We start from the raw sequence: 18,520 nt of genomic DNA, 5'->3' as shown, positions 1-18,520 counted from the left end.
TTTTTTTCTGCCGATATGGCAGCATATATGGATAGGGCGCAAAATATGGATGAGAAGTTTGGTTTGAACCGTAAAGTAAGGTTGCTTGGCCCATTAACGTTAAGCAATGGGGCGCAATTTGCGCCGCTTGAATTTGCGTATGAAAGCTATGGCACATTGAATGAGGCGCGCGATAATGCGGTGCTGATTTGCCATGCATTGACCGGCGATCATTATGTTGCCTCTACCCATCCATTAACAGGAAAGCCGGGATGGTGGACACGCATGGTGGGGGAAGGAAAACCTATCGACCCCGCCAAATATTTTATTTTATGCATCAATGTATTGGGCAGCTGTATGGGATCATCCGGTCCGGCCTCCATCGATCCTGGCACGGATGCGCCCTATGGTATGGAATTTCCCGTTATTACAATAAATGATATGGTGGCGGCGCAGGCGATATTATTGGACCATTTGGGTATTGAAACTTTGGCGGCCATTGTTGGCGGATCAATGGGCGGGATGCAGGCATTGGCTTGGTGCACCATGTTTCCGCACCGTGTCAAATCGGCAGTGGTGATTGCCTCTGCCGCGCGGCATAGCGCGCAAAACATCGCCTTTCATGAGGTGGGGAGGCAGGCAATAATGGCCGATCCCAATTGGCAATCGGGCGGATATTATCATGGCGATGCACGGCCTAGTGCGGGCCTTGCCGTGGCGCGAATGGCGGCGCATATCACCTATTTATCCGAAGCGGGCCTTACCGAAAAATTTGGCCGCCAATTACAGGATAGGGAGTCGAAAAGTTTCGGTTTTGATGCCGATTTTCAGGTGGAAAGCTATTTGCGGCATCAAGGGATTAGCTTTGTTGAACGGTTTGACGCCAACAGCTATTTATACATTACCCGCGCCATGGATTATTTTGATTTGGCCGAACCACATGGCGGCAATTTGGCCGCCGCCTTTCATGGCACAAAAACCCGTTTTTGTTTCATCAGCTTTGATACTGATTGGTTATATCCGACCAGCGAAAGCCGCCGTATTGTTCAGGCATTAAATGCCGCGCGCGCCAATGTCAGCTTTGTGGAATTGCCCTCTGCCTTTGGCCATGACAGTTTCCTTCTCGACAATCCGGATATGAACCGCATTGTCGCCGGATTTTTGGAGGCGCAACAATGAATGATGAAATCCCCATGGGCCGTAAAATAATCAATCATGATGCGCCGCATATATTGCGGCCTGATTTGGCGGTAATTGCGAATAATGTGCGCGCGGGCGCAACCGCATTGGACATTGGGTGCGCGGATGGCGCGTTAATGGCGGCGATGCGCGATCAAAAAAATATTGATGCACGCGGGCTGGAAATAAATGCGGCCAATGTATCGGCGGCGGTGGCACGCGGTTTGGCGGTGGTTCAGGGGGATGCGGACAGCGACCTTGCCGCCTATCCAGACAACAGTTTTGATTTTGCGATTTTAAGCCAGACCCTGCAAACGACAAAGCGTCCCGATTTGGTGCTGGATCATTTATTGCGAATTGGTAATCAGGCATTTGTTTCTTTTCCCAATTTCGCCCAATGGCGGATACGCTTTGCCCATATGTTTCGCGGGCGGATGCCGGTGACCAAACAATTGCCCTATCGCTGGTATGACACGCCCAATATTCACCATGTGACCATTGATGATTTTCGCACATTTTTAAAAGAACGCGATATTAAGATTGAAGGCGAATGGTTTTTATCGGGTAATAAATTGCGCGGCGGCGGCATGGCAAATTTATTGGCGGCGCATGCGGTGTTCTTGCTTCGCCGATAAAGGATAATTACAGCATCATTAAATATGCTGCGCCACCAAACGCATTGTTTTGGGGTCGTTGATAAATCCCATATGGCGGCAATCACATTCAATTTGTACATCGCTTTGCCCCGCCTTGCCGCAGGCGGATTCGCCCGCGACAATGCCATCATTGGCGGACCAAAATGCAATTGTTTCGACGGGCGGTTTTTCGCCCATTGTGCTCACAAAGGGGCTGTCCTCCACATTTTGCCGGGCAATTATTTGATAGGCACGCCATGCGTTATTCGCCTTTAACCCACCTGAAAAGGGGCTGCCCATGGTGATAACCTTGGCAATTTTTTCGGGCGCGGATTTTGCCATTTCACGGGCGATAAGGCCGCCCAAACTCCACCCGATTAACGTTGTTTTTTCGCCCTTGGCAAAACCATCAATATGGCGAAGCAATATGTCGATAATTTCAATATCGGCGCGGCTGTTGCGCCCCTGTCCCCATCCTTTGGCGTTAAATCCCGCCTTGTTCAGGCTGCGGCGTAGGCGCGATGTGGTGGAATCGGATGCCATAAACCCCGGAATAACCAAAATCGGGCGGCCACCGCCATTAACGCCCAAATCAACCGATGGCGCGAAAGAGGCGCTCAACCTTGTATGCGGGGCCTTTATCACTTCGTTTAAATAAAGCGGCAGGGAAGGCGGGGCGATGTCCACATATTTATTCATGTTAATATTGTGACATGGCTTTCATTTTTCGCAAGATTTTTTCGTCATCGGGATATTCGGGGATAATATATTGCAGGCTGTTATCGCCCATTGCTGCGGCAATTTGATGTGAAAGGGCCGCGATAAATTTACCCGATAAATCTATCTCATACTGTTTTGATATTTCGGATAAATATTGCGCTGCGCGCGCGGAATAAATTGAAATAATATCGGCCTGTTTAATGGCCTCTATCATTGCGGATGTCATGTTTACGCGCTGCGCCATATAAAGGCTGGCTGGAAATAATGTCAGACCGGATGTTTGTTCATCGGTCAAAATGGCGCGGTGGCCGCCGCTGGGACAGAAAATATGGCGGCGATGATGGGCGCGTAAAAGCGGCATGATTGACGCCGCCCCGCCGCGCCCGACATGGGCGATGTCAAACCCCATTTGCTGGGCCAAATTTGCGGTGCTTTGCCCAACGCAATAGGCGGGCAAGGCAATATATTGGCGCAATTTTTCCCCGCCATGGCGCAGGGCATTGGCGCTGGTCAACATAATGGCATCAAAATCCGCCGCTGGCGGTGCATCCCAAATATGCGGCGCAATTTCAAAAAAGGGGAATTTAACCGCGTCCATGCCCATTTGCTGCGCCAATTTTAACGTGCTGCTGGCCCCTGGTTCTGGCCGAGTGATAAGCAGCCGCGTCATATTATTGGCCATATTGGGCGCGCAGCATGGGGCTGGCCATATCGAACAAACGCTGCGCCAATATGTCCGCCTTTTCCTGAACCATGTCCATTTCATGTTCGGCGATAATGATGGCGCTGGCAATATGTTCGGTGCCATCTTCGCTAAATAATTCCGCTTGTAATAGCATTTCACCATTTTTTTGTTGGGCAAATGCAGCAATGGGCGAATGGCAATTGCCGTTCAAGGCGCGGATTAACGCGCGCTCCGCCATAACGCATTCATATGTCGGCGGGTGATTTATGGCATATAATAGGTCATTGACCATTGCATTATCGGCCAATGATTCAATTCCAATTGCCCCCTGTGATGCGGCAGGCAACATGACATCAACATCAATATGGCCAAAATTAACACCAATATTTTGTTTGTTCAGCCCCAATCGGTCAAGACCAGCGGCGGCCAAAAATGTGGCCTCTGCCTCCCCCTTTGCCAATTTGTCCAATCGGGTGGCGACATTGCCGCGAATCGGCACGGTGATAAGGTCGGGGCGAATATGCTTTATTTGCGCGGCGCGGCGCGGGCTGGACGTGCCAATGGTTGCGCCCTGAGGTAAATCGTCAATCCTGTTCACCCCGATAATGCAATCGCGCACATCATCACGCGGTAAACATGCCGTTATGGCCAAACCGCTGGGGCGCGGTGTCTCCACATCCTTCATCGAATGGACGGCAACATCTATCTCATCATGCAATAATGCGCGTTCCAGCTCCTTGGACCACACCGCCTTGCCGCCAATATCGGCAATGGGGCGGTCGGTGACAATATCCCCCTGTGACAACATGGGGGTCAGCAATATGGCGTCATTGTCCAAATGATGCGCCGCGATTATGGCATGCGCCACCATTTTTGCCTGCGCCATGGCAAGGGGTGAGCTGCGCGTGCCAATTCGCAATGGCGAATTTTTACTGGGGAATAGGTTTTTTTTGGGCATATCATCAAATTCATTGTGCATGATGCTTGTCCATAGCCCTCGCGCCGCCTATGTAAAAGACATAATGACAATAATTTTAGGACTTGAATCAAGCTGTGATGAAACAGCCGCCGCAATTGTAACGCATGATCGCCAAATTTTGGCGCATAGCCTTGCCGGGCAAGAGGATCATCACCGTGCATTTGGCGGGGTTGTTCCGGAAATTGCCGCACGCGCGCATGTGGAATTAATGACCCCCTTAATCGAATCGGCACTTGATAAGGCAAAAATGCAGTTAAGCGATATTGACGCCTTTGCCGCCACAGCTGGGCCGGGTTTAATTGGTGGGGTGATGGTCGGGCTTGTCTCGGCAAAGGCGCTGGCCATGGCGATGGATAAACCGTTAATCGCGGTCAATCATCTGGAGGGCCATGCCCTTTCCCCGCGCCTATGCGATGAAAATTTGGACTATCCCTATTTATTATTATTGGTATCGGGCGGCCATTGCCAATTATTGCGCGTGAACGGTGTGGGGGATTATAACCGCCTTGCCACCACCATTGATGATGCGGCGGGGGAGGCATTTGACAAAAGCGCCAAAATATTGGGCCTTGGCTTTCCCGGCGGGCCATTATTGGAAAAGGCGGCGGCAATGGGCGATGCACATGCCGTGCCGCTGCCCCGCCCGTTAAAGGGGGCAAAAGAACCGCATTTTTCATTCGCCGGATTGAAAAGCGCGGTAGTGCGCGCACATGAAAGCGGGCAATATGCAGTGAATGATATTGCCGCATCCTTTCAAACTGCCGTGACCGATTGTTTGGAAGATAGGTTGGAATATAGCCTGTCGCATATGGACACCCTGTCCAAATTGCCCCTGACTAAATTAGTGGTGGCGGGCGGCGTGGCGGCCAATGGTGCGGTGCGCGCCATGTTGGAACGGGTGGCGGCCAAATGGAATATGCAAACTGTAATCCCGCCCTTATGGCTGTGCACCGATAATGCGGCGATGATTGCATGGGCGGGGCAGGAAAGATTTGCCGCAGGGTTGATTGACGGATTGGATGTGGCGGCACGGCCACGTTGGCCATTGGATGCCAATGCACCGGCGGCCAGAGGGGCAGGGGTAAAGGCATGAGCGAGAATATTTCCATCGCAATTATTGGCGGCGGTGCATGGGGCACGGCATTGGCCAGCATTGCGGCATCGGCGGGGCATGATGTCATCATTTGGGCGCGGGAGGATGATGTTATCACCTCCATCAATAAGGACCATGTCAACGCAATATTCCTGCCAAATTGTCCATTGGACAGGGGGATAAAGGCGACATCAAATATGGATGATGTGGCGCATGTGGATGTGGTGTTAATGGTTGCGCCCGCGCAATTTACCCGAGCAACATTAAAATTATTGCCGGCAAGCATCAATAATATTGTCCTTTGTTCAAAGGGGATAGAGGCCGAAACCGATGATTTATTGGCCGATATAGTGGCGCAGGAAAGACCAGAGGCAAAATTGGCGGTGCTTTCTGGGCCGACATTTGCGCATGAAGTTGCCATGGGCCTGCCTGCGGCGGTGACATTGGCCAGCAAGGATGCCGAATTTGGTGAATTATTGGTGCAGAAATTGGCAACGCCAAAATTTCGCCCCTATTATAGCGATGATGTAACGGGCGCGGAAATTGGCGGCGCGGTGAAAAATGTGCTGGCCGTGGCGTGCGGCGTGGTTGATGGCGCGGGGCTTGGCCTGAATGCGCGGGCGGGCTTAATTGCGCGCGGTTTTGCCGAAATGACACGCTATGGCCTTGCGCGGGGCGGGCGCGCCGAAACATTGGCGGGATTGTCGGGGCTGGGCGATTTGGTGCTGACATGTTCGTCGGAAAATTCGCGTAATTTTTCGCTTGGCCGCGGGTTGGGACAGGGCAAAAGCGCCGCCGACATGCTGTCCAATCGCAGCAGCGTGGCCGAAGGGGCATTTACCGCACCCGTATTGCAAGCATCGGCCAAAAAATTGGGCGTCGCCATGCCCATTGTTGATGCGGTGTGCGCTTTATTGGACGGTCGTTCAAATGTGCAACATGTTGTCGATGCGTTAATGTCACGGCCATTAAAGGCCGAGTAAGCTATAATGATGGTAAATCTAGATTTTTGTGGCTATGCCATGGCAAGAATATTGCTATGGGGGCCATGTTGACAACGCAAAATAGCACGAATCTTCAAGGACATGATGAGGATATCGCCGCCCTTGCCAAGGGGGGGCGGACCAATGTGTTCGGTTTTTTATTGCGCCTTGCCGCGCGAATCCCCTTTTTATTCATTGCGGGGCGTTATTATGGCGCGGAAACGCTTGGCCGATTTGCCTATGCCATATTGGTGGTGGAATTTGCCGCGCAATTGGGCACAATTGGCCTGCGCCGTGGTTTGGCCGAAATGTTGTCCCGTGATGACAGGCCGCAAAGCCACATTGTTGCCGATGCGATATTTGTCGCGCTTTGTGTTTCCTTTATTGGCGCGGCATTTTTTATCGACGTGCCGCAAATCATGTTCCCCAATAGCGGGATTAACGGGATGGATCGTTTCCTGCCGCTTTGTATTTTTGCCATTGTCATTACCGAAATTGTTCTGGCGGCGCAGGCATATAAATTTGATATAGCCGCCAGTGTGCGGGCACGCGCGGTTGTTGAGCCATGGACGATTAGCATCGCGGCATTTGCGTTATTTTATTATAGCGCGCGCGATGGTTTAATTTTGGCCTATATCGCCTCCATCATTGCAGGCATGTTCACCGCGCTTTGGCCATTTATGAAAAGCTATGGCATTCCTTATGGCTGGCGGCCCAGCTTTTCACGGTCCATTATGTTGGCACGGCGCAATCTGCCGCTTGCCATTGCCGATGCCGCCGAATGGGGCAGCCGCCGTTTGGATTTGGCGATTTTGGGATTATTTGCCTCCCCCGCTATTGTTGGCGTTTATTATGGGGCGCAACAGGTGGCCAGCCTGCCGCAAAAGTTAAAAACCAGTTTTGATCCGATATTGGGGCCGGTTATCACCCGAAATTTGAAACAAAACCGCCTTTCAGATATTGCCGCACAGGTAAGCCAGGTTGGTTTTTGGATTATCGGCGCACAGGCGGGTATTGCATTGGCACTTGGCCTGACGGGGGATGCGGTGATGAGCCTGATTGGACCGAATTTTGTTGGCGGCACGGCTGCGCTTGCATTTTTATTGGCGGCAGAGGTGGCGGCCGCCACCGCAGTGGTCAGCGAATCGGCGCTTATATATATGGCGCGGCACCGCAATTTAATGATCTCGCTTTTAATATTGGGGGTGCAGGTTATTTTAAGCATTGGATTTATTGAAGGATTGGCTTTCTTCCCCATTGCAGAGGAAGTTCGCGGATTTTATATTGCAGCGGCGGTTGCTGCGGCGTTGATGGTGTCGCTTGGCATTTCGTCAATTATTAAATCCATATTTTTAAGCAAATTATTGGGCGCACCCATTGGGGTGTGGCGCGGTGCTTTATTATGGGCCGTTGCCTTTACCACTGTGGTCGGATTATTGGTAACAAAATTACCCGAATGGGCGGAGCTGGTCTTTGGGATTCCCCTATTGCTAGGCATATATGGCACGATAATTTGGTATAGAGGGTTTAAGGAAGAAGATAGAATATTGTTCAAAAAGGCAAAACCGGCGGATGAAGCTGTAAAATAACATATTTTTGAATTTACCAATTATTTACCCAAATGGGTGATAATTTGTTCATGCGCATCCCCATTTTCATGTCATGCCTTTTATCGGCACTCATCATCGGCTTGCCCGCCAATATGGCATTGGCGCAAACATGCCGTCTTTGTGCGCCCGTTGATGAAGCGCAAGCTGATAATGAAAGCGAAATCCCCTTGGAAATTGATGTCAGCACGGGGCTGAATTTCAGTAAAGCCGCTTTATCTGGTCAAAGCGGCGGGGCGATTGATATAAACCCGCATCATGGCGGTAAATCAGTGCAGGGCGGATTGATTGATTTGGGGGGAATGTCGCTGGTCGGGACGGTAAATGTGAAGGGCACACCGGGCCGTAATGTGCGGATTGAATTGCCACAAAGCGTGGAGATGACCGCTTCATCGGGCGGTGTGGTGCGCGTGGTGGATATTAAACATGATATGCCCGCATTGGCCCAATTGGACCAAAATGGCCGTTTGACATTTTCCTTTGGCGGCAGGTTGGTCATAACACAAAGCGTGTCGGGCATGTTTCGTGGCCGGATTCCGGTGACGGTTAATTATCAATAATGACCATATTGCGCCCTTTTCTGTGCGGGCTTTGCTATCTTATTTTCCCGGTTGACGGCGGCGAGAGGCGGTTTTTGCAATGCGCAATATTTCCGCCTCCATATATGTAATGGCGCTTTGCCCGCCAATGGTCATTACGGTTTCTTCCATATCGATTAAATGCCCGTTCAACCCGAACAGCCGCTGGGCCGGCCATAATTTAACTTGTTGTTCCAAAATGGGTTTTAACCCGTAAAATATCCCGCGCGTGGCATTGTCAAATTTTTTGCCGGATGCCATGTCTTGGCTGATTTGAATAAGTTGTTGCACACGATACATCATTAACCGCAATAAACGCACTGGTTCCATTTTAACCGCACGGGCATTGTTTAATTCTTTGACAGTAATTTTGACCTGCCCGCTTAATGCTGCATTGATTAAGGGGGCGATATCGTCATCCGCCTTATCCGCTGCAAGGTCGATGATTGCCTGTTCCTCAATTTCTTTGGGATTATCTATGCTGGCATCATGATAAAGCGATAATTTTTCCATCTCCATCATCGCCAAATGAATATTCATATTCACCCGCGCCAATATCGCCCTGATTAAATCGGGTTTTACAATTAAACCCAGCGATTTTGCATGGCCATTTAATCGGCCAAATAGGACATCGGATTTGGCCTCATATACTATCAATGATAAAACCGATTTATCTGCTTCCACCAATTTGCGTAATTTATTGGCCTTGGTCAAATTGCCGCTTTGCACCAAAACGACATGCTCACCTGCTGGACCTTGTAAATAATATTCAATGGCGGTCATTGCCTCATCACGTTTTATTTCAGCGTGGATGATTTTTTTTTCGCCAAATAAGGATATGGCATTGGCCTCATCGGATAATAGGGCAGGGTCGCTGCGCAATTGATCGCCATTTAACAAAATATGTTCGACATTATTTCCAATATGGGCAAGGAATTTTTTGACGATATAGGATATTTCGGATTCATCCGGCCCATAAAGGAACAGCATTTTATAACGGCCCGGATTGTCATATGCCGCCTTTAATTGGCCCAAATTATCTATTTTTTGGCCGCCGCCATATGCCATTATTCGCCTGCGCTGCTTTGTTCTGAGGCGTTATTTTGTGTGGCATCGCCTTTGTTTAAGCTGTAATTAGCCAATTGCGCGATAATTTGATCGGCGATTTTCTGGCTTAAATTTTCAAGTGCGCTATTTTCCGCCGCAACGGTGGCATATTCTGATCCCACAATATCAATTCCCGCGTCGCTAAAGGCGGTTTTGTCCAATAATATGACCCCGCTTTGATTATCAATCAATTGATAACGCGCCCGTAAAGTCCGCCGTTCGCGGGTCACACTATCATTAGCGCGCACGCCAAGCCCCTCAATCTGGTCATCCAATTTGACCACCAAATGAAATGCCTTGCCGTCATTATCATCATTTGATGCGGGGTTTAATTGCCGTTCCAATGCCTGACGAACCAGCCATCCCGCTTTGCCATCAATTTGATCCACGCTGATGGAGGATAGGGCGCTGGACACGGCCCCACTGCGACCATCGGCATATAATGGCTTTAATCCGCAAGCAGATAAGATGCCGGATAAAATAGCGGTCAGCGCGAACAAGCAGAGCAGTTTTTTCATATCACAATATTTACCAATCGATCGGGCACGACGATAATTTTCTTTATCGCATTACCATCAATGGCACGCTGCACTTTCTCACTCGCCAGTGCAAGTTTTTCGGCTTCTTCTTTGGCAATTCCCTTTGCCATCGTCAATGTATCGCGCAATTTGCCCTGAACCTGAACCGCGATGGTAACTTCATCTTCCACCAACAATGCTTCGTCAATTTTGGGCCAATGGGCATTGGCAATCATGCCATGACATCCATGTTTCTCGCCCAATTGCTCCCACGCCTCCTCGGCCAAATGCGGGGTCATGGGCGCAGCCATGGTTAATAAGGCAATAATCGCCTCATCCCTTGATGGCCCAGCAGCAGTCTTCTCAATCGCGGCGGTCAGCTCATATAATTTGGCAATGGCTTTATTAAATGATAAATTTTCAATATCTTCGCCCACGCCCTTAATGCTTTGATGCATTTTACGCGACAATGCCAAATTTGCTTTTTCAATCGCCGCGTCACCATTGGCGGCTGCTTCACCCACCTTTGATACCAAACGCCACATCCGATTGACAAAGCGCCAGCATCCTTCAATTCCGGCCTCTGACCATTCTAAGTCCCGCTCTGGTGGGCTGTCGGATAGCATGAACCAGCGCACCGCATCCGCGCCATATTGTTCAATAATATCATCAGGATCGACAACATTTTTCTTGGATTTTGACATTTTTTCAATGCGGCCAGCGGTGGCGGGGCTGCCATCTTCGATCACAATCCAATCATTGCCATTTTTGCGCACCTGATCGGGCGATAACCAGCTGCCATCGCCATGGGTGAATGTTTGATGCGTCACCATTCCTTGGGTGAACAGGCTGCCAAAGGGTTCTTTGATATCTATCATGCCAATATGGTTCAGCGCCCTTGTCCAAAAACGCGCATAGAGCAGGTGCAAAATCGCATGTTCAACCCCGCCAATATATTGGGTAACGGGCAACCATTTTTCCGCCGCCGCCTTATCAAATGCTTGGGCATCTGGTTGGCTGGCAAAGCGGATGAAATACCAGCTGGAATCGACAAATGTGTCCAATGTGTCGGTTTCGCGCCGTGCGGCCTTACCACATTTGGGGCAATCGGCCTTGCCAAATGTCGGATGACGGTCAAGCGGGTTGCCGGGAATGTCGAAACTGACATCTTCGGGCAGGGTGACGGGAAGCTGCTGGGCAGGAACGGGCACAGCGCCGCAATCATCACAATGGATAATCGGGATGGGCGTTCCCCAATAGCGTTGGCGTGATACGCCCCAATCGCGCAGGCGATATTGCACCTTACCCGCGCCCCAATTTTCATTTTCCGCGCGGGTAATAATGGCGTTTTTCGCATCATCGACGCTTAACCCATTAAACTCGCCGCTATTGACCAAAATTCCGTCACCCGATTCGGCTTCCCCTGCAAAGGGGGCATCTGCATCGGCAGCATTGGCGGCAACCACCCTTTTAATGGGCAGGCCATATTTGGAGGCAAATTCAAAATCGCGTTGATCATGGCCGGGCACACCCATGACCGCGCCTGTGCCATAATCCATCAACACAAAATTGGCGACATAAATGGGCAGGCTTAATTCAGGGTCAATCGGGTGCGCGGCGCGCAGACCCAAATCAAACCCCTTTTTCTCCAATGTTTCAATTTCCGCCGCCGTTGTGCCGCCCTTGCGGCATTCCTCAATAAAGGCGGACAGCGCGTCTTTATCTGCATAATCGGCATTTGCGGCCATTTGCTGTGCAAGGGGATGGTCGGCGGCAATGGCGATAAAGGATGCACCCATAATGGTATCGGGACGGGTGGAGAAAACTTCCACTTCATCAATGCCCGCCATATCAGAAACCGCCGCGTTGGAAATGGCAAAGCGTAGCAATGCGCCCTGTGATTTACCAATCCAATTTTCCTGCATCAAACGGACCTTGTCGGGCCATTTTTCAAGGCTGTCCAATCCCTCTAATAAGTCATCGGCAAAATCGGTTATTTTCAAAAACCATTGGTTTAATTTGCGCTTTTCAACCTCTGCGCCGCTGCGCCAACCCTTGCCATCAATAACCTGTTCATTGGCCAATACGGTCATATCGACCGGATCCCAATTTACCGTGCTTTCCTTGCGGTAAACAAGGCCGGCTTCATATAGTTTAAGGAATAATGCCTGCTCATGGCCATAATATTGCGGCGTACAAGTGGCCAATTCACGCGACCAATCCAACGCAAAACCAATACGTTTTAACTGGGTGCGCATATTGTCAATATTGTCAAATGTCCAACTGCCCGGATGCACTTTACGTTCCATGGCGGCATTTTCCGCGGGCATGCCAAATGCGTCCCAGCCCATGGGGTGCAATACCTCATGCCCGGTCATGCGTTTATACCGCGCCAACACATCGCCCATGGTGTAATTACGCACATGGCCAATATGGATGCGGCCCGATGGATAGGGGAACATTTCCAAAATATAAGCGCGCGGTTTATCGCTATCATCATTGGCGCGGAAAGTTTGTTCTTCTTCCCAACGTTTTTGCCACCGCACATCGGCGACGTGCGGGTTGAATCTGTCTGCTTCGCTCATAATTGCCCTATTTTTATTTATCGCCCATCATCATATTGCCCAATATGATGTCAACAGGGCGATGTAGATGTTATTGCCTTAACCGTTAATCGCGCTGCGGCGCAAATCGCGGGCCTTGGTCAAAATGATATTTTCCATTTTTTGAACGGTCGCAGCGCGCATTGGCGCATCAACCCAATTATTATTTTGCAAAATTTGGCGTGATCCGGCCACGCGTACTGCATCGGAACGCAAATCTTGATCCAAAATTGAAATGGTCAATTTAATCCGTTCTCCCGGACTTGATGGGTTAATATACCAATCGGTCACAATCACGCCGCCCGCGCTGTCGGTTTGTAATAATGGCATGAAAGAAACAGAATCCAATGACGCGCGCCATAAATATGCATTAACGCCAATTGCGGTAACTTTACTGGCGGCCATGTCGGTTTTGACGCTCTTTGATTTACCACAAGCCGATAAACCAGAAATGAGCGCGACACTGCTGACAGTGATGATCAAAAATTTATTAAGTCGCATTATTATCCTTATCTTTCCCATCATCCTATAACCATCCGCGCATAGCATCAAATGTCATGGAATAAAATTATATAAATACTCTATATCGGCTTTGTTGGCTTAGGCAAGATTGCAGCAGCCTGAACAACGATAATTTTTGCAAAAAATATGATTTTTTTGGCGATTTGACGAAACGACTCCAAATATGAATCGCTTTGACATGAAAATGGCGGGGCTAATTCATCATAGATTAAGCGGATAATTGTAAAATAATTTAACAAATCGGGCGAAGTAGTGCGATATTTACAACAATAAGCAGATATTCATATTTTATTTATGCAAAATCGCTAACTTTACTTGCGCAAATAACATAATTTATGCAATTAAAGTTCATAACAAAAATGACGGGAAGACAAAGCGTGCGTAACGGAAAAAACAAATTTGGATCGAAGGGCGCTTTAATGGCGTTGACGGCCATTTGTGCTTCCGTGTCCATCATTCCTGCATTTGCCGCAAAAATTGATGGCGGCAATAATTGGAAACAATCTTCAATCCTGTCCGATGGATATACACCCGCCGGCGTTGATGTGCGGTTGGCCGCGCGGTTGCAAGAATTAAATAAGGGTAAGGCGGTAAAAAATAATCTTTTCCCCTATACCCCTGCTGGTCTGTCGATAAAGGATAATGGTTCATTGACCGTGGCAGCACGTTCTTTGGGCAGGGATTATAATCAAAAAGGCGCGGTTTCGGTGCGCAGCGCGATTACCGAAGTGGGCAGCGGCAATGAATTGGCGCGCCAATTTGCCCGCACCAATTTCCGTTTAACCGCGATGAAGGGGGCGACGTCATTTTCTGCAATCACCCCGCCCTTATCTCTTCAAAAACGTCCCGCAGCTTTGTTGGAAAGCACGACATTTAAATTGGATGGCGATAAAAACCAAAAGCCAAGTCGTTTTGGATCTGATGTCTCCTTAATCCAACCGCGCACAAATGCGACCAGCCCATCGGGCCATGATGATAAAACCGACTATGGAGTCAGCCTTGGCGGTAAATATCGCCTTGCCAAAGGTGTCGATTTAACCGCAGGTGTGCGTTATAAAAGCGAACGTGACAGCACGGTTTGGACCGATCCAAAGGCGGATAGTGAAGCCGTTTATGTTGGCACACGGATTAAATTTTAATCCCATTCACATATAATATTTTATTTTTGAAAGGCATTTATGCCCGCCCATCCGCATGCAATATGATTTTTCATATTGGCGGCGCGGCGCACATTCATGCCGCCCATTGCGATAATATGATGATGGGATAATTGCGACAATTTCATAAACCGCATCCGCCCCAATGGGCGCTGTCCCACATGGCTTTTTGTGGTGAAAATTGGAGATAAAATCAAGAAATCAGGATGATATAAACTTGCAGAGTTAATGTCGGCGGCATGATGCGCCGATATGGAGAGGGATAAGGGGTGAATTTGGCAGCGGTTGGAAAATTTACGCCGCGCCCATAGCGGGATATGCGCCCCATCTGCGCCATATTTAATGGCATGAAATATATGCCCCGCCCAAAAAATGGCATGCCCCTTTTTTTTTGCGCGTTTTTTTATCAAGGTGAATAATTTAATGCGGTTTTTCATGGGCAATGAATAATGACGAAAAATAATGATGGAGCGCGGCGGCAATGCCGCAATGGCGCGAAATAATCCGCGATGGGCAATGGCGGGGTCATCGCCACTGGCGGCATTTTGTATGTCCAAACGCTCATCGGTCATGAATATTTGGGACGACCAATAATTTTTAAAGGTAAATTTTTTATCCCGATGGCATATCAACATTTGGCAAGCCCTTTAAATTTGTTCTATATGCCCGATTATGAATAATAGCATATCATCGCAGTCCAGCAATATCATTGCAAGCGCAAGCGCATTAAAAAAAATTCAAGACAAAATCGCCGCCGCCGCCAAATTGGCACGGCGTAGCGCCGATGAAATAAACTTAATCGCAGTCAGCAAAACATATGATGCGGCGCATATCCGCCCGATATTGGATGCAGGGCATCGCCATTTTGGTGAAAATAGATATGAGGAGGCGATTGAAAAATGGCCCGTTTTGCGTGAAAAATATCCAGAAACCATTCTGCATTTTATTGGCCAATTACAATCGAAAAAGGCCGATGATGTTGTGGCATTATTTGATGTCATCCATTCGGTGGACAGGCCGTCCTTAATATTGGCATTGGGCAAGGCAATGGCAAAGCAGGGGCGGTTTTTACCCTGTTTCATTCAGGTAAATATTGGGGATGAACCGCAAAAAGGCGGCTGTGCGATACAGGATTTGGACGATTTATTGAAAATTGCCAAAGAACAAAATATTCCCATTGCAGGCTTTATGTGTATGCCGCCCGCGGATATTGAGCCATCGCCATTTTTTGCGCTGCTTGCCGAAATATCCGCCCGTTATATGGAGGATGAACAAGCCAAGTCGGATCAGGTGATAGAAATGGGCCAAAATTTATCTATGGGCCAGTCTCTTTCTATGGGCCAGTCTCTTTCTATGGGCCAGTGTCTTTCTATGGGCCAGTGTCTTTCTATGGGAATGTCGGCGGATTATGAAGTCGCCATCACATTGGGGGCAACCCATGTCCGTGTGGGTAGCGCGATTTTTGGCGCGCGCGCGGCCAGATAAATCATATATTTAATTTATGTGCGGATATTTGGGGGGCATTTTACCGCCCCTAAGTTGAAAGGTGATTATTTGTCATTGCGCTGTTTTTCCGCCTCACGCTGCGCCTTGCGTTCTTCGGGCGTGTCGGGCTGAACAAAGCTGATAATGACATCATCGGGTTCAACCGTTGGGCTGCTGCCCACAGCAAAGAATAATAAGCGATTATCCGGTTTCAGTACCGCGACCGGTTCTTCATCCTCGATTAAATTTGCCCTAAAATCGCTATAGGTGAATTTTTCGGTGATGCGGGTTTTGCTAAATTCCCAACCCGAATAAATCCGATCGTCCAGCAATTCAAAACTTGCCCCACTGGCAAATAAAACGCGGGCGCGATTATGATGGTTTATTGCATCTTCGCCCGACATGATGGTCAGTGATTCAAACCCAACCTCTGGCCCCAAATCATTTGCGACCAATAAATTATAGCTATCGCCCTCTGTCCCGACCAATAAATGTTGGAAACGGCCAATGTCCAATTCATGGCCATGTGCGCTTTCCGATACTTCGCCGCAATGGGTTTCCAACCCTGCCTTGCGGGCGTTGCGCAATGCATATTTGCTTTGATCCGCAATCACGACATTTAAATCCATGCTGGATAAAAATTTACCAAAGGCAATATTCCACCGATTTGACCCGACCAACAAAATATCCTCGCTTTTACCCTGATCAATGCCAAGGAAGCGGGCAACATATCCTGCGGAAAAACCATGGGCGAAAATGGTGACAATCACCACGCCAAAGACCAAGGGGATTAAGGCATCCGCCCCTTCATAACCCAATTCCACCAAACGAATGGCGAATAAGCTGGTCACCGCAATGGCCACTACGCCGCGCGGTGCAATCCATGCGATAAATAATCTTTCACGCCATGGAACATCGCTAAATGCCAGACTGGTCAGCACGGTAACCGGACGCACGATGAATAATAGCATCCCCAAAAATACCAAAAATATAGGTTGGAATTTTTGCATGGTTTCCCAATCCAATGTGGCGGAAAGCAGGATAAACACGCCGGAAATGAGCAATACAGACAAATCTTCCTTAAACCGTCTTAATGCGCGGCTGGAAAATGTGGGGCGGTTGGCCATCACCACACCCATAATGGTCACGGTGATAAGGCCGGTTTCATGCATGATTAAATCCGCGCCAACAAAACCGCCAATAACAGCCACCAATAAAACGGGTGCTTTTAAATATTCCGGCACCCATCCACGCGGGAAAATATATACTAATGCAAAGCCCAATGCCGCGCCAATTGCACCTGCAATAATGCTAGAGCCAAGGACAATGGCAGAAATTTCGACCAAATTGACCGGACCAGCATTTAAGGAAACATAGTGAATATAGGTATAAATGGCAACGGCAAGCAAAGCGCCAATCGGGTCGTTAACAATGCCTTCCCATTTTAAAATATCACGAACACGGTTGCCGACGCGCAGCGAACGCAGCATCGGGCCGATAACCGTTGGGCCGGTAACCACCAAAATTCCGCCAAATAATGCCGCAACGCCAAGCGATAGGTTCGCGCCATAATAACCCGCCATTGTGCCAAGCACCCAGCCAACAGGCACGCCCACAATGACAAGCCGCAATACCCCACTGCCCGCATGGCGCAAATCCTTAAAATTAAGGCTAAGCCCCCCTTCGAACAGGATAACCGCCACCGCCAATTTGACAATGGGTTCTAATAAAGTGCCAAAATCCGCGCGCGGGTTGATTATCCCCAAAACGGGCCCTGCCATCACACCTGCGAATAACATTAACGCAATGGCCGGTTTGTTGATCCGCCATGCAATCCATTGTGCGCCAACGCCCAATAAACCGATAAGCGCGATTTTCACCATTAGGGAATCTAGCACTATCATAAATTTTCCATCTCCACTTCATTTAAGGAGTAGCTGGATTTTCAAAAATCAGCAAGGGCATCTTAGGTAAAATATAATTGCATGGTGATTAGCCGCGGGTTCGCATCCATATAGGCGGCGGCCATATCACCGCTTTTCATGCCGCATGCCGATGCAATTGCGGCGTCATTTGCGCCCATGCCGCCGGTTAATGCCCCAAAAGCAGGAAGGATTAAATGATTTCCCGCAGCCAGCGCGCAGACACGATTTATCTGCCGACCACGGATTTTTGCGCGATATTTGGGGTGAAAATGCCCAGAAATTTCAGGGCGTGTTTCATGCCGCTGTGCCATATGGCGCAGGATAATACCATCCACATTCATTTCTTCATAAATATTGCCGCCAAATGATCTGCTCAACGCCTCATCATGATTGCCGATTATCCAATTTAGAGTATATTTTTCGGCCAATGCTGTAATTTTATCCTGCACATTTTGGATAATCGATATTGTCCGTCATCATCATGAAAATTATCGCCCAAAGAATAAATGCAGGCGGCGTTAAATTGGGCGGCCAAATCGCCCAAATTTTCAATAATCTCATGGCTGTCATAGGGGGGAGCATCTGCCCCCCATGGCAAAATTGCTGGCTTTTTCCAAATGCAGGTCCGCGACCAACAGGGCCGATTTACGCGGCCAAAATAAGGCCCGTGGACCGGCAAAGCAAAATTGCTCTGCCACCAAAAGTAAAAGTTTGAATTGCCATGTCCATTATAGGTGACGTTAAAATAGATTATTCCTCATCACC

19 protein-coding genes are annotated in these 18,520 nt (G+C 49.0%); 8 read left to right on the top strand and 11 right to left on the bottom strand.

Translation table 11 applies throughout. The annotated features are described in order from the left end of the window. Positions 1-15: 15 nt before the first annotated feature. Together metX and metW are read left to right on the top strand one after the other, a co-directional pair. Positions 16-1,158 carry a homoserine O-acetyltransferase MetX gene (metX, locus tag LPB140_RS00095; protein ID WP_072560057.1) on the top strand — a complete coding sequence of 381 codons (1,143 nt, stop codon included), beginning with the start codon at positions 16-18 and terminating at the stop codon, positions 1,156-1,158. Beyond that, positions 1,155-1,793, top strand: a complete 639-nt coding sequence (metW, locus tag LPB140_RS00090) for a methionine biosynthesis protein MetW (protein ID WP_232223416.1) — start codon at positions 1,155-1,157, stop codon at positions 1,791-1,793. Before metX ends, metW begins: the two co-directional genes overlap by 4 nt. Before the next feature lie 18 nt (positions 1,794-1,811). Here metW and LPB140_RS00085 read toward each other — a convergent pair whose 3' ends face one another. The 3 genes from LPB140_RS00085 to hemC are packed head-to-tail and all read right to left on the bottom strand — an operon-like array spanning position 1,812 to position 4,177. Next, positions 1,812-2,492 carry an esterase/lipase family protein gene (locus LPB140_RS00085; protein WP_072558150.1) on the bottom strand — a complete coding sequence of 227 codons (681 nt, stop codon included), beginning with the start codon at positions 2,490-2,492 and terminating at the stop codon, positions 1,812-1,814. Between the two features lies 1 nt (position 2,493). After that, on the bottom strand, positions 2,494-3,195 hold the full coding sequence (locus LPB140_RS00080) for a uroporphyrinogen-III synthase (RefSeq protein WP_072558149.1): 702 nt from the start codon (positions 3,193-3,195) through the stop codon (positions 2,494-2,496). Beyond that, entirely contained in the window at positions 3,185-4,177 is a 993-nt protein-coding gene (hemC, locus tag LPB140_RS00075) for a hydroxymethylbilane synthase (protein ID WP_232223415.1), read from the bottom strand. Before hemC ends, LPB140_RS00080 begins: the two co-directional genes overlap by 11 nt. Positions 4,178-4,220: 43 nt before the next feature. Between hemC and tsaD the strand changes: the two genes are divergently transcribed. The 4 genes from tsaD to LPB140_RS00055 all read left to right on the top strand — a co-directional run bounded on the left by tsaD (position 4,221) and on the right by LPB140_RS00055 (position 8,420). Continuing rightward, positions 4,221-5,270 (top strand): tRNA (adenosine(37)-N6)-threonylcarbamoyltransferase complex transferase subunit TsaD, encoded by a 1,050-nt coding sequence (gene tsaD, locus LPB140_RS00070; RefSeq protein WP_072560054.1) that lies wholly within the window; start codon positions 4,221-4,223, stop codon positions 5,268-5,270. Beyond that, positions 5,267-6,253, top strand: coding sequence for an NAD(P)H-dependent glycerol-3-phosphate dehydrogenase (locus LPB140_RS00065; protein WP_072558148.1), 987 nt, complete (start codon positions 5,267-5,269; stop codon positions 6,251-6,253). Before tsaD ends, LPB140_RS00065 begins: the two co-directional genes overlap by 4 nt. Before the next feature lie 65 nt (positions 6,254-6,318). Continuing rightward, positions 6,319-7,842 carry a lipopolysaccharide biosynthesis protein gene (locus tag LPB140_RS00060; protein WP_083550423.1) on the top strand — a complete coding sequence of 508 codons (1,524 nt, stop codon included), beginning with the start codon at positions 6,319-6,321 and terminating at the stop codon, positions 7,840-7,842. A 32-nt stretch (positions 7,843-7,874) separates the two neighbouring features. Then, a complete protein-coding gene (locus LPB140_RS00055; protein WP_083549735.1) occupies positions 7,875-8,420 on the top strand; it encodes a DUF4402 domain-containing protein in 546 nt (181 codons plus the stop codon). Between the two features lie 39 nt (positions 8,421-8,459). On the opposite strand, the gene holA is transcribed toward LPB140_RS00055, so the two are convergent. The 4 genes from holA to LPB140_RS00035 form a co-directional block, all read right to left on the bottom strand. Beyond that, positions 8,460-9,506: a DNA polymerase III subunit delta gene (holA, locus tag LPB140_RS00050; RefSeq protein WP_072558146.1), complete on the bottom strand. Its 1,047-nt coding sequence runs from the start codon at positions 9,504-9,506 to the stop codon at positions 8,460-8,462. Beyond that, entirely contained in the window at positions 9,506-10,063 is a 558-nt protein-coding gene (lptE, locus tag LPB140_RS00045) for an LPS assembly lipoprotein LptE (protein ID WP_072558145.1), read from the bottom strand. Before lptE ends, holA begins: the two co-directional genes overlap by 1 nt. Further along, positions 10,060-12,648 carry a leucine--tRNA ligase gene (leuS, locus tag LPB140_RS00040; protein WP_072558144.1) on the bottom strand — a complete coding sequence of 863 codons (2,589 nt, stop codon included), beginning with the start codon at positions 12,646-12,648 and terminating at the stop codon, positions 10,060-10,062. Before leuS ends, lptE begins: the two co-directional genes overlap by 4 nt. 78 nt (positions 12,649-12,726) lie before the next feature. Further along, positions 12,727-13,167 (bottom strand): DUF3576 domain-containing protein, encoded by a 441-nt coding sequence (locus tag LPB140_RS00035; protein ID WP_072558143.1) that lies wholly within the window; start codon positions 13,165-13,167, stop codon positions 12,727-12,729. Positions 13,168-13,547: 380 nt separating this feature from the next. Between LPB140_RS00035 and LPB140_RS00025 the strand changes: the two genes are divergently transcribed. Beyond that, a complete protein-coding gene (locus LPB140_RS00025; RefSeq protein ID WP_156874067.1) occupies positions 13,548-14,327 on the top strand; it encodes a hypothetical protein in 780 nt (259 codons plus the stop codon). A 20-nt stretch (positions 14,328-14,347) separates the two neighbouring features. On the opposite strand, the gene LPB140_RS00020 is transcribed toward LPB140_RS00025, so the two are convergent. Further along, positions 14,348-14,917 (bottom strand): thiamine phosphate synthase, encoded by a 570-nt coding sequence (locus tag LPB140_RS00020; RefSeq protein ID WP_198024122.1) that lies wholly within the window; start codon positions 14,915-14,917, stop codon positions 14,348-14,350. A 100-nt stretch (positions 14,918-15,017) separates the two neighbouring features. Here LPB140_RS00020 and LPB140_RS00015 point away from each other — a divergent pair, with 100 nt between their 5' ends. Continuing rightward, the gene (locus LPB140_RS00015; RefSeq protein WP_083549732.1) at positions 15,018-15,830 is read left to right on the top strand and encodes a YggS family pyridoxal phosphate-dependent enzyme; all 813 of its coding nucleotides are present in this window, start codon (positions 15,018-15,020) and stop codon (positions 15,828-15,830) included. A gap of 65 nt (positions 15,831-15,895) precedes the next feature. Here the strand turns inward: LPB140_RS00015 and LPB140_RS00010 are convergent, their stop codons facing one another. The 3 genes from LPB140_RS00010 to LPB140_RS12550 form a co-directional block, all read right to left on the bottom strand. Further along, entirely contained in the window at positions 15,896-17,734 is a 1,839-nt protein-coding gene (locus LPB140_RS00010; protein ID WP_072558139.1) for a cation:proton antiporter, read from the bottom strand. Positions 17,735-17,796: 62 nt separating this feature from the next. Continuing rightward, a complete protein-coding gene (locus tag LPB140_RS00005; RefSeq protein WP_072558138.1) occupies positions 17,797-18,204 on the bottom strand; it encodes a metallophosphoesterase family protein in 408 nt (135 codons plus the stop codon). Then, positions 18,194-18,316, bottom strand: coding sequence for a hypothetical protein (locus tag LPB140_RS12550; RefSeq protein WP_257785771.1), 123 nt, complete (start codon positions 18,314-18,316; stop codon positions 18,194-18,196). Before LPB140_RS12550 ends, LPB140_RS00005 begins: the two co-directional genes overlap by 11 nt. Positions 18,317-18,520: the final 204 nt, after the last annotated feature.

Source organism: Sphingorhabdus lutea, assembly GCF_001889025.1.
GTDB lineage: Bacteria > Pseudomonadota > Alphaproteobacteria > Sphingomonadales > Sphingomonadaceae > Sphingorhabdus_B > Sphingorhabdus_B lutea.
The sequence above is the reverse complement of the archived record's forward strand: the minus strand, read 5'-3'. Positions and strand labels throughout refer to the sequence as shown.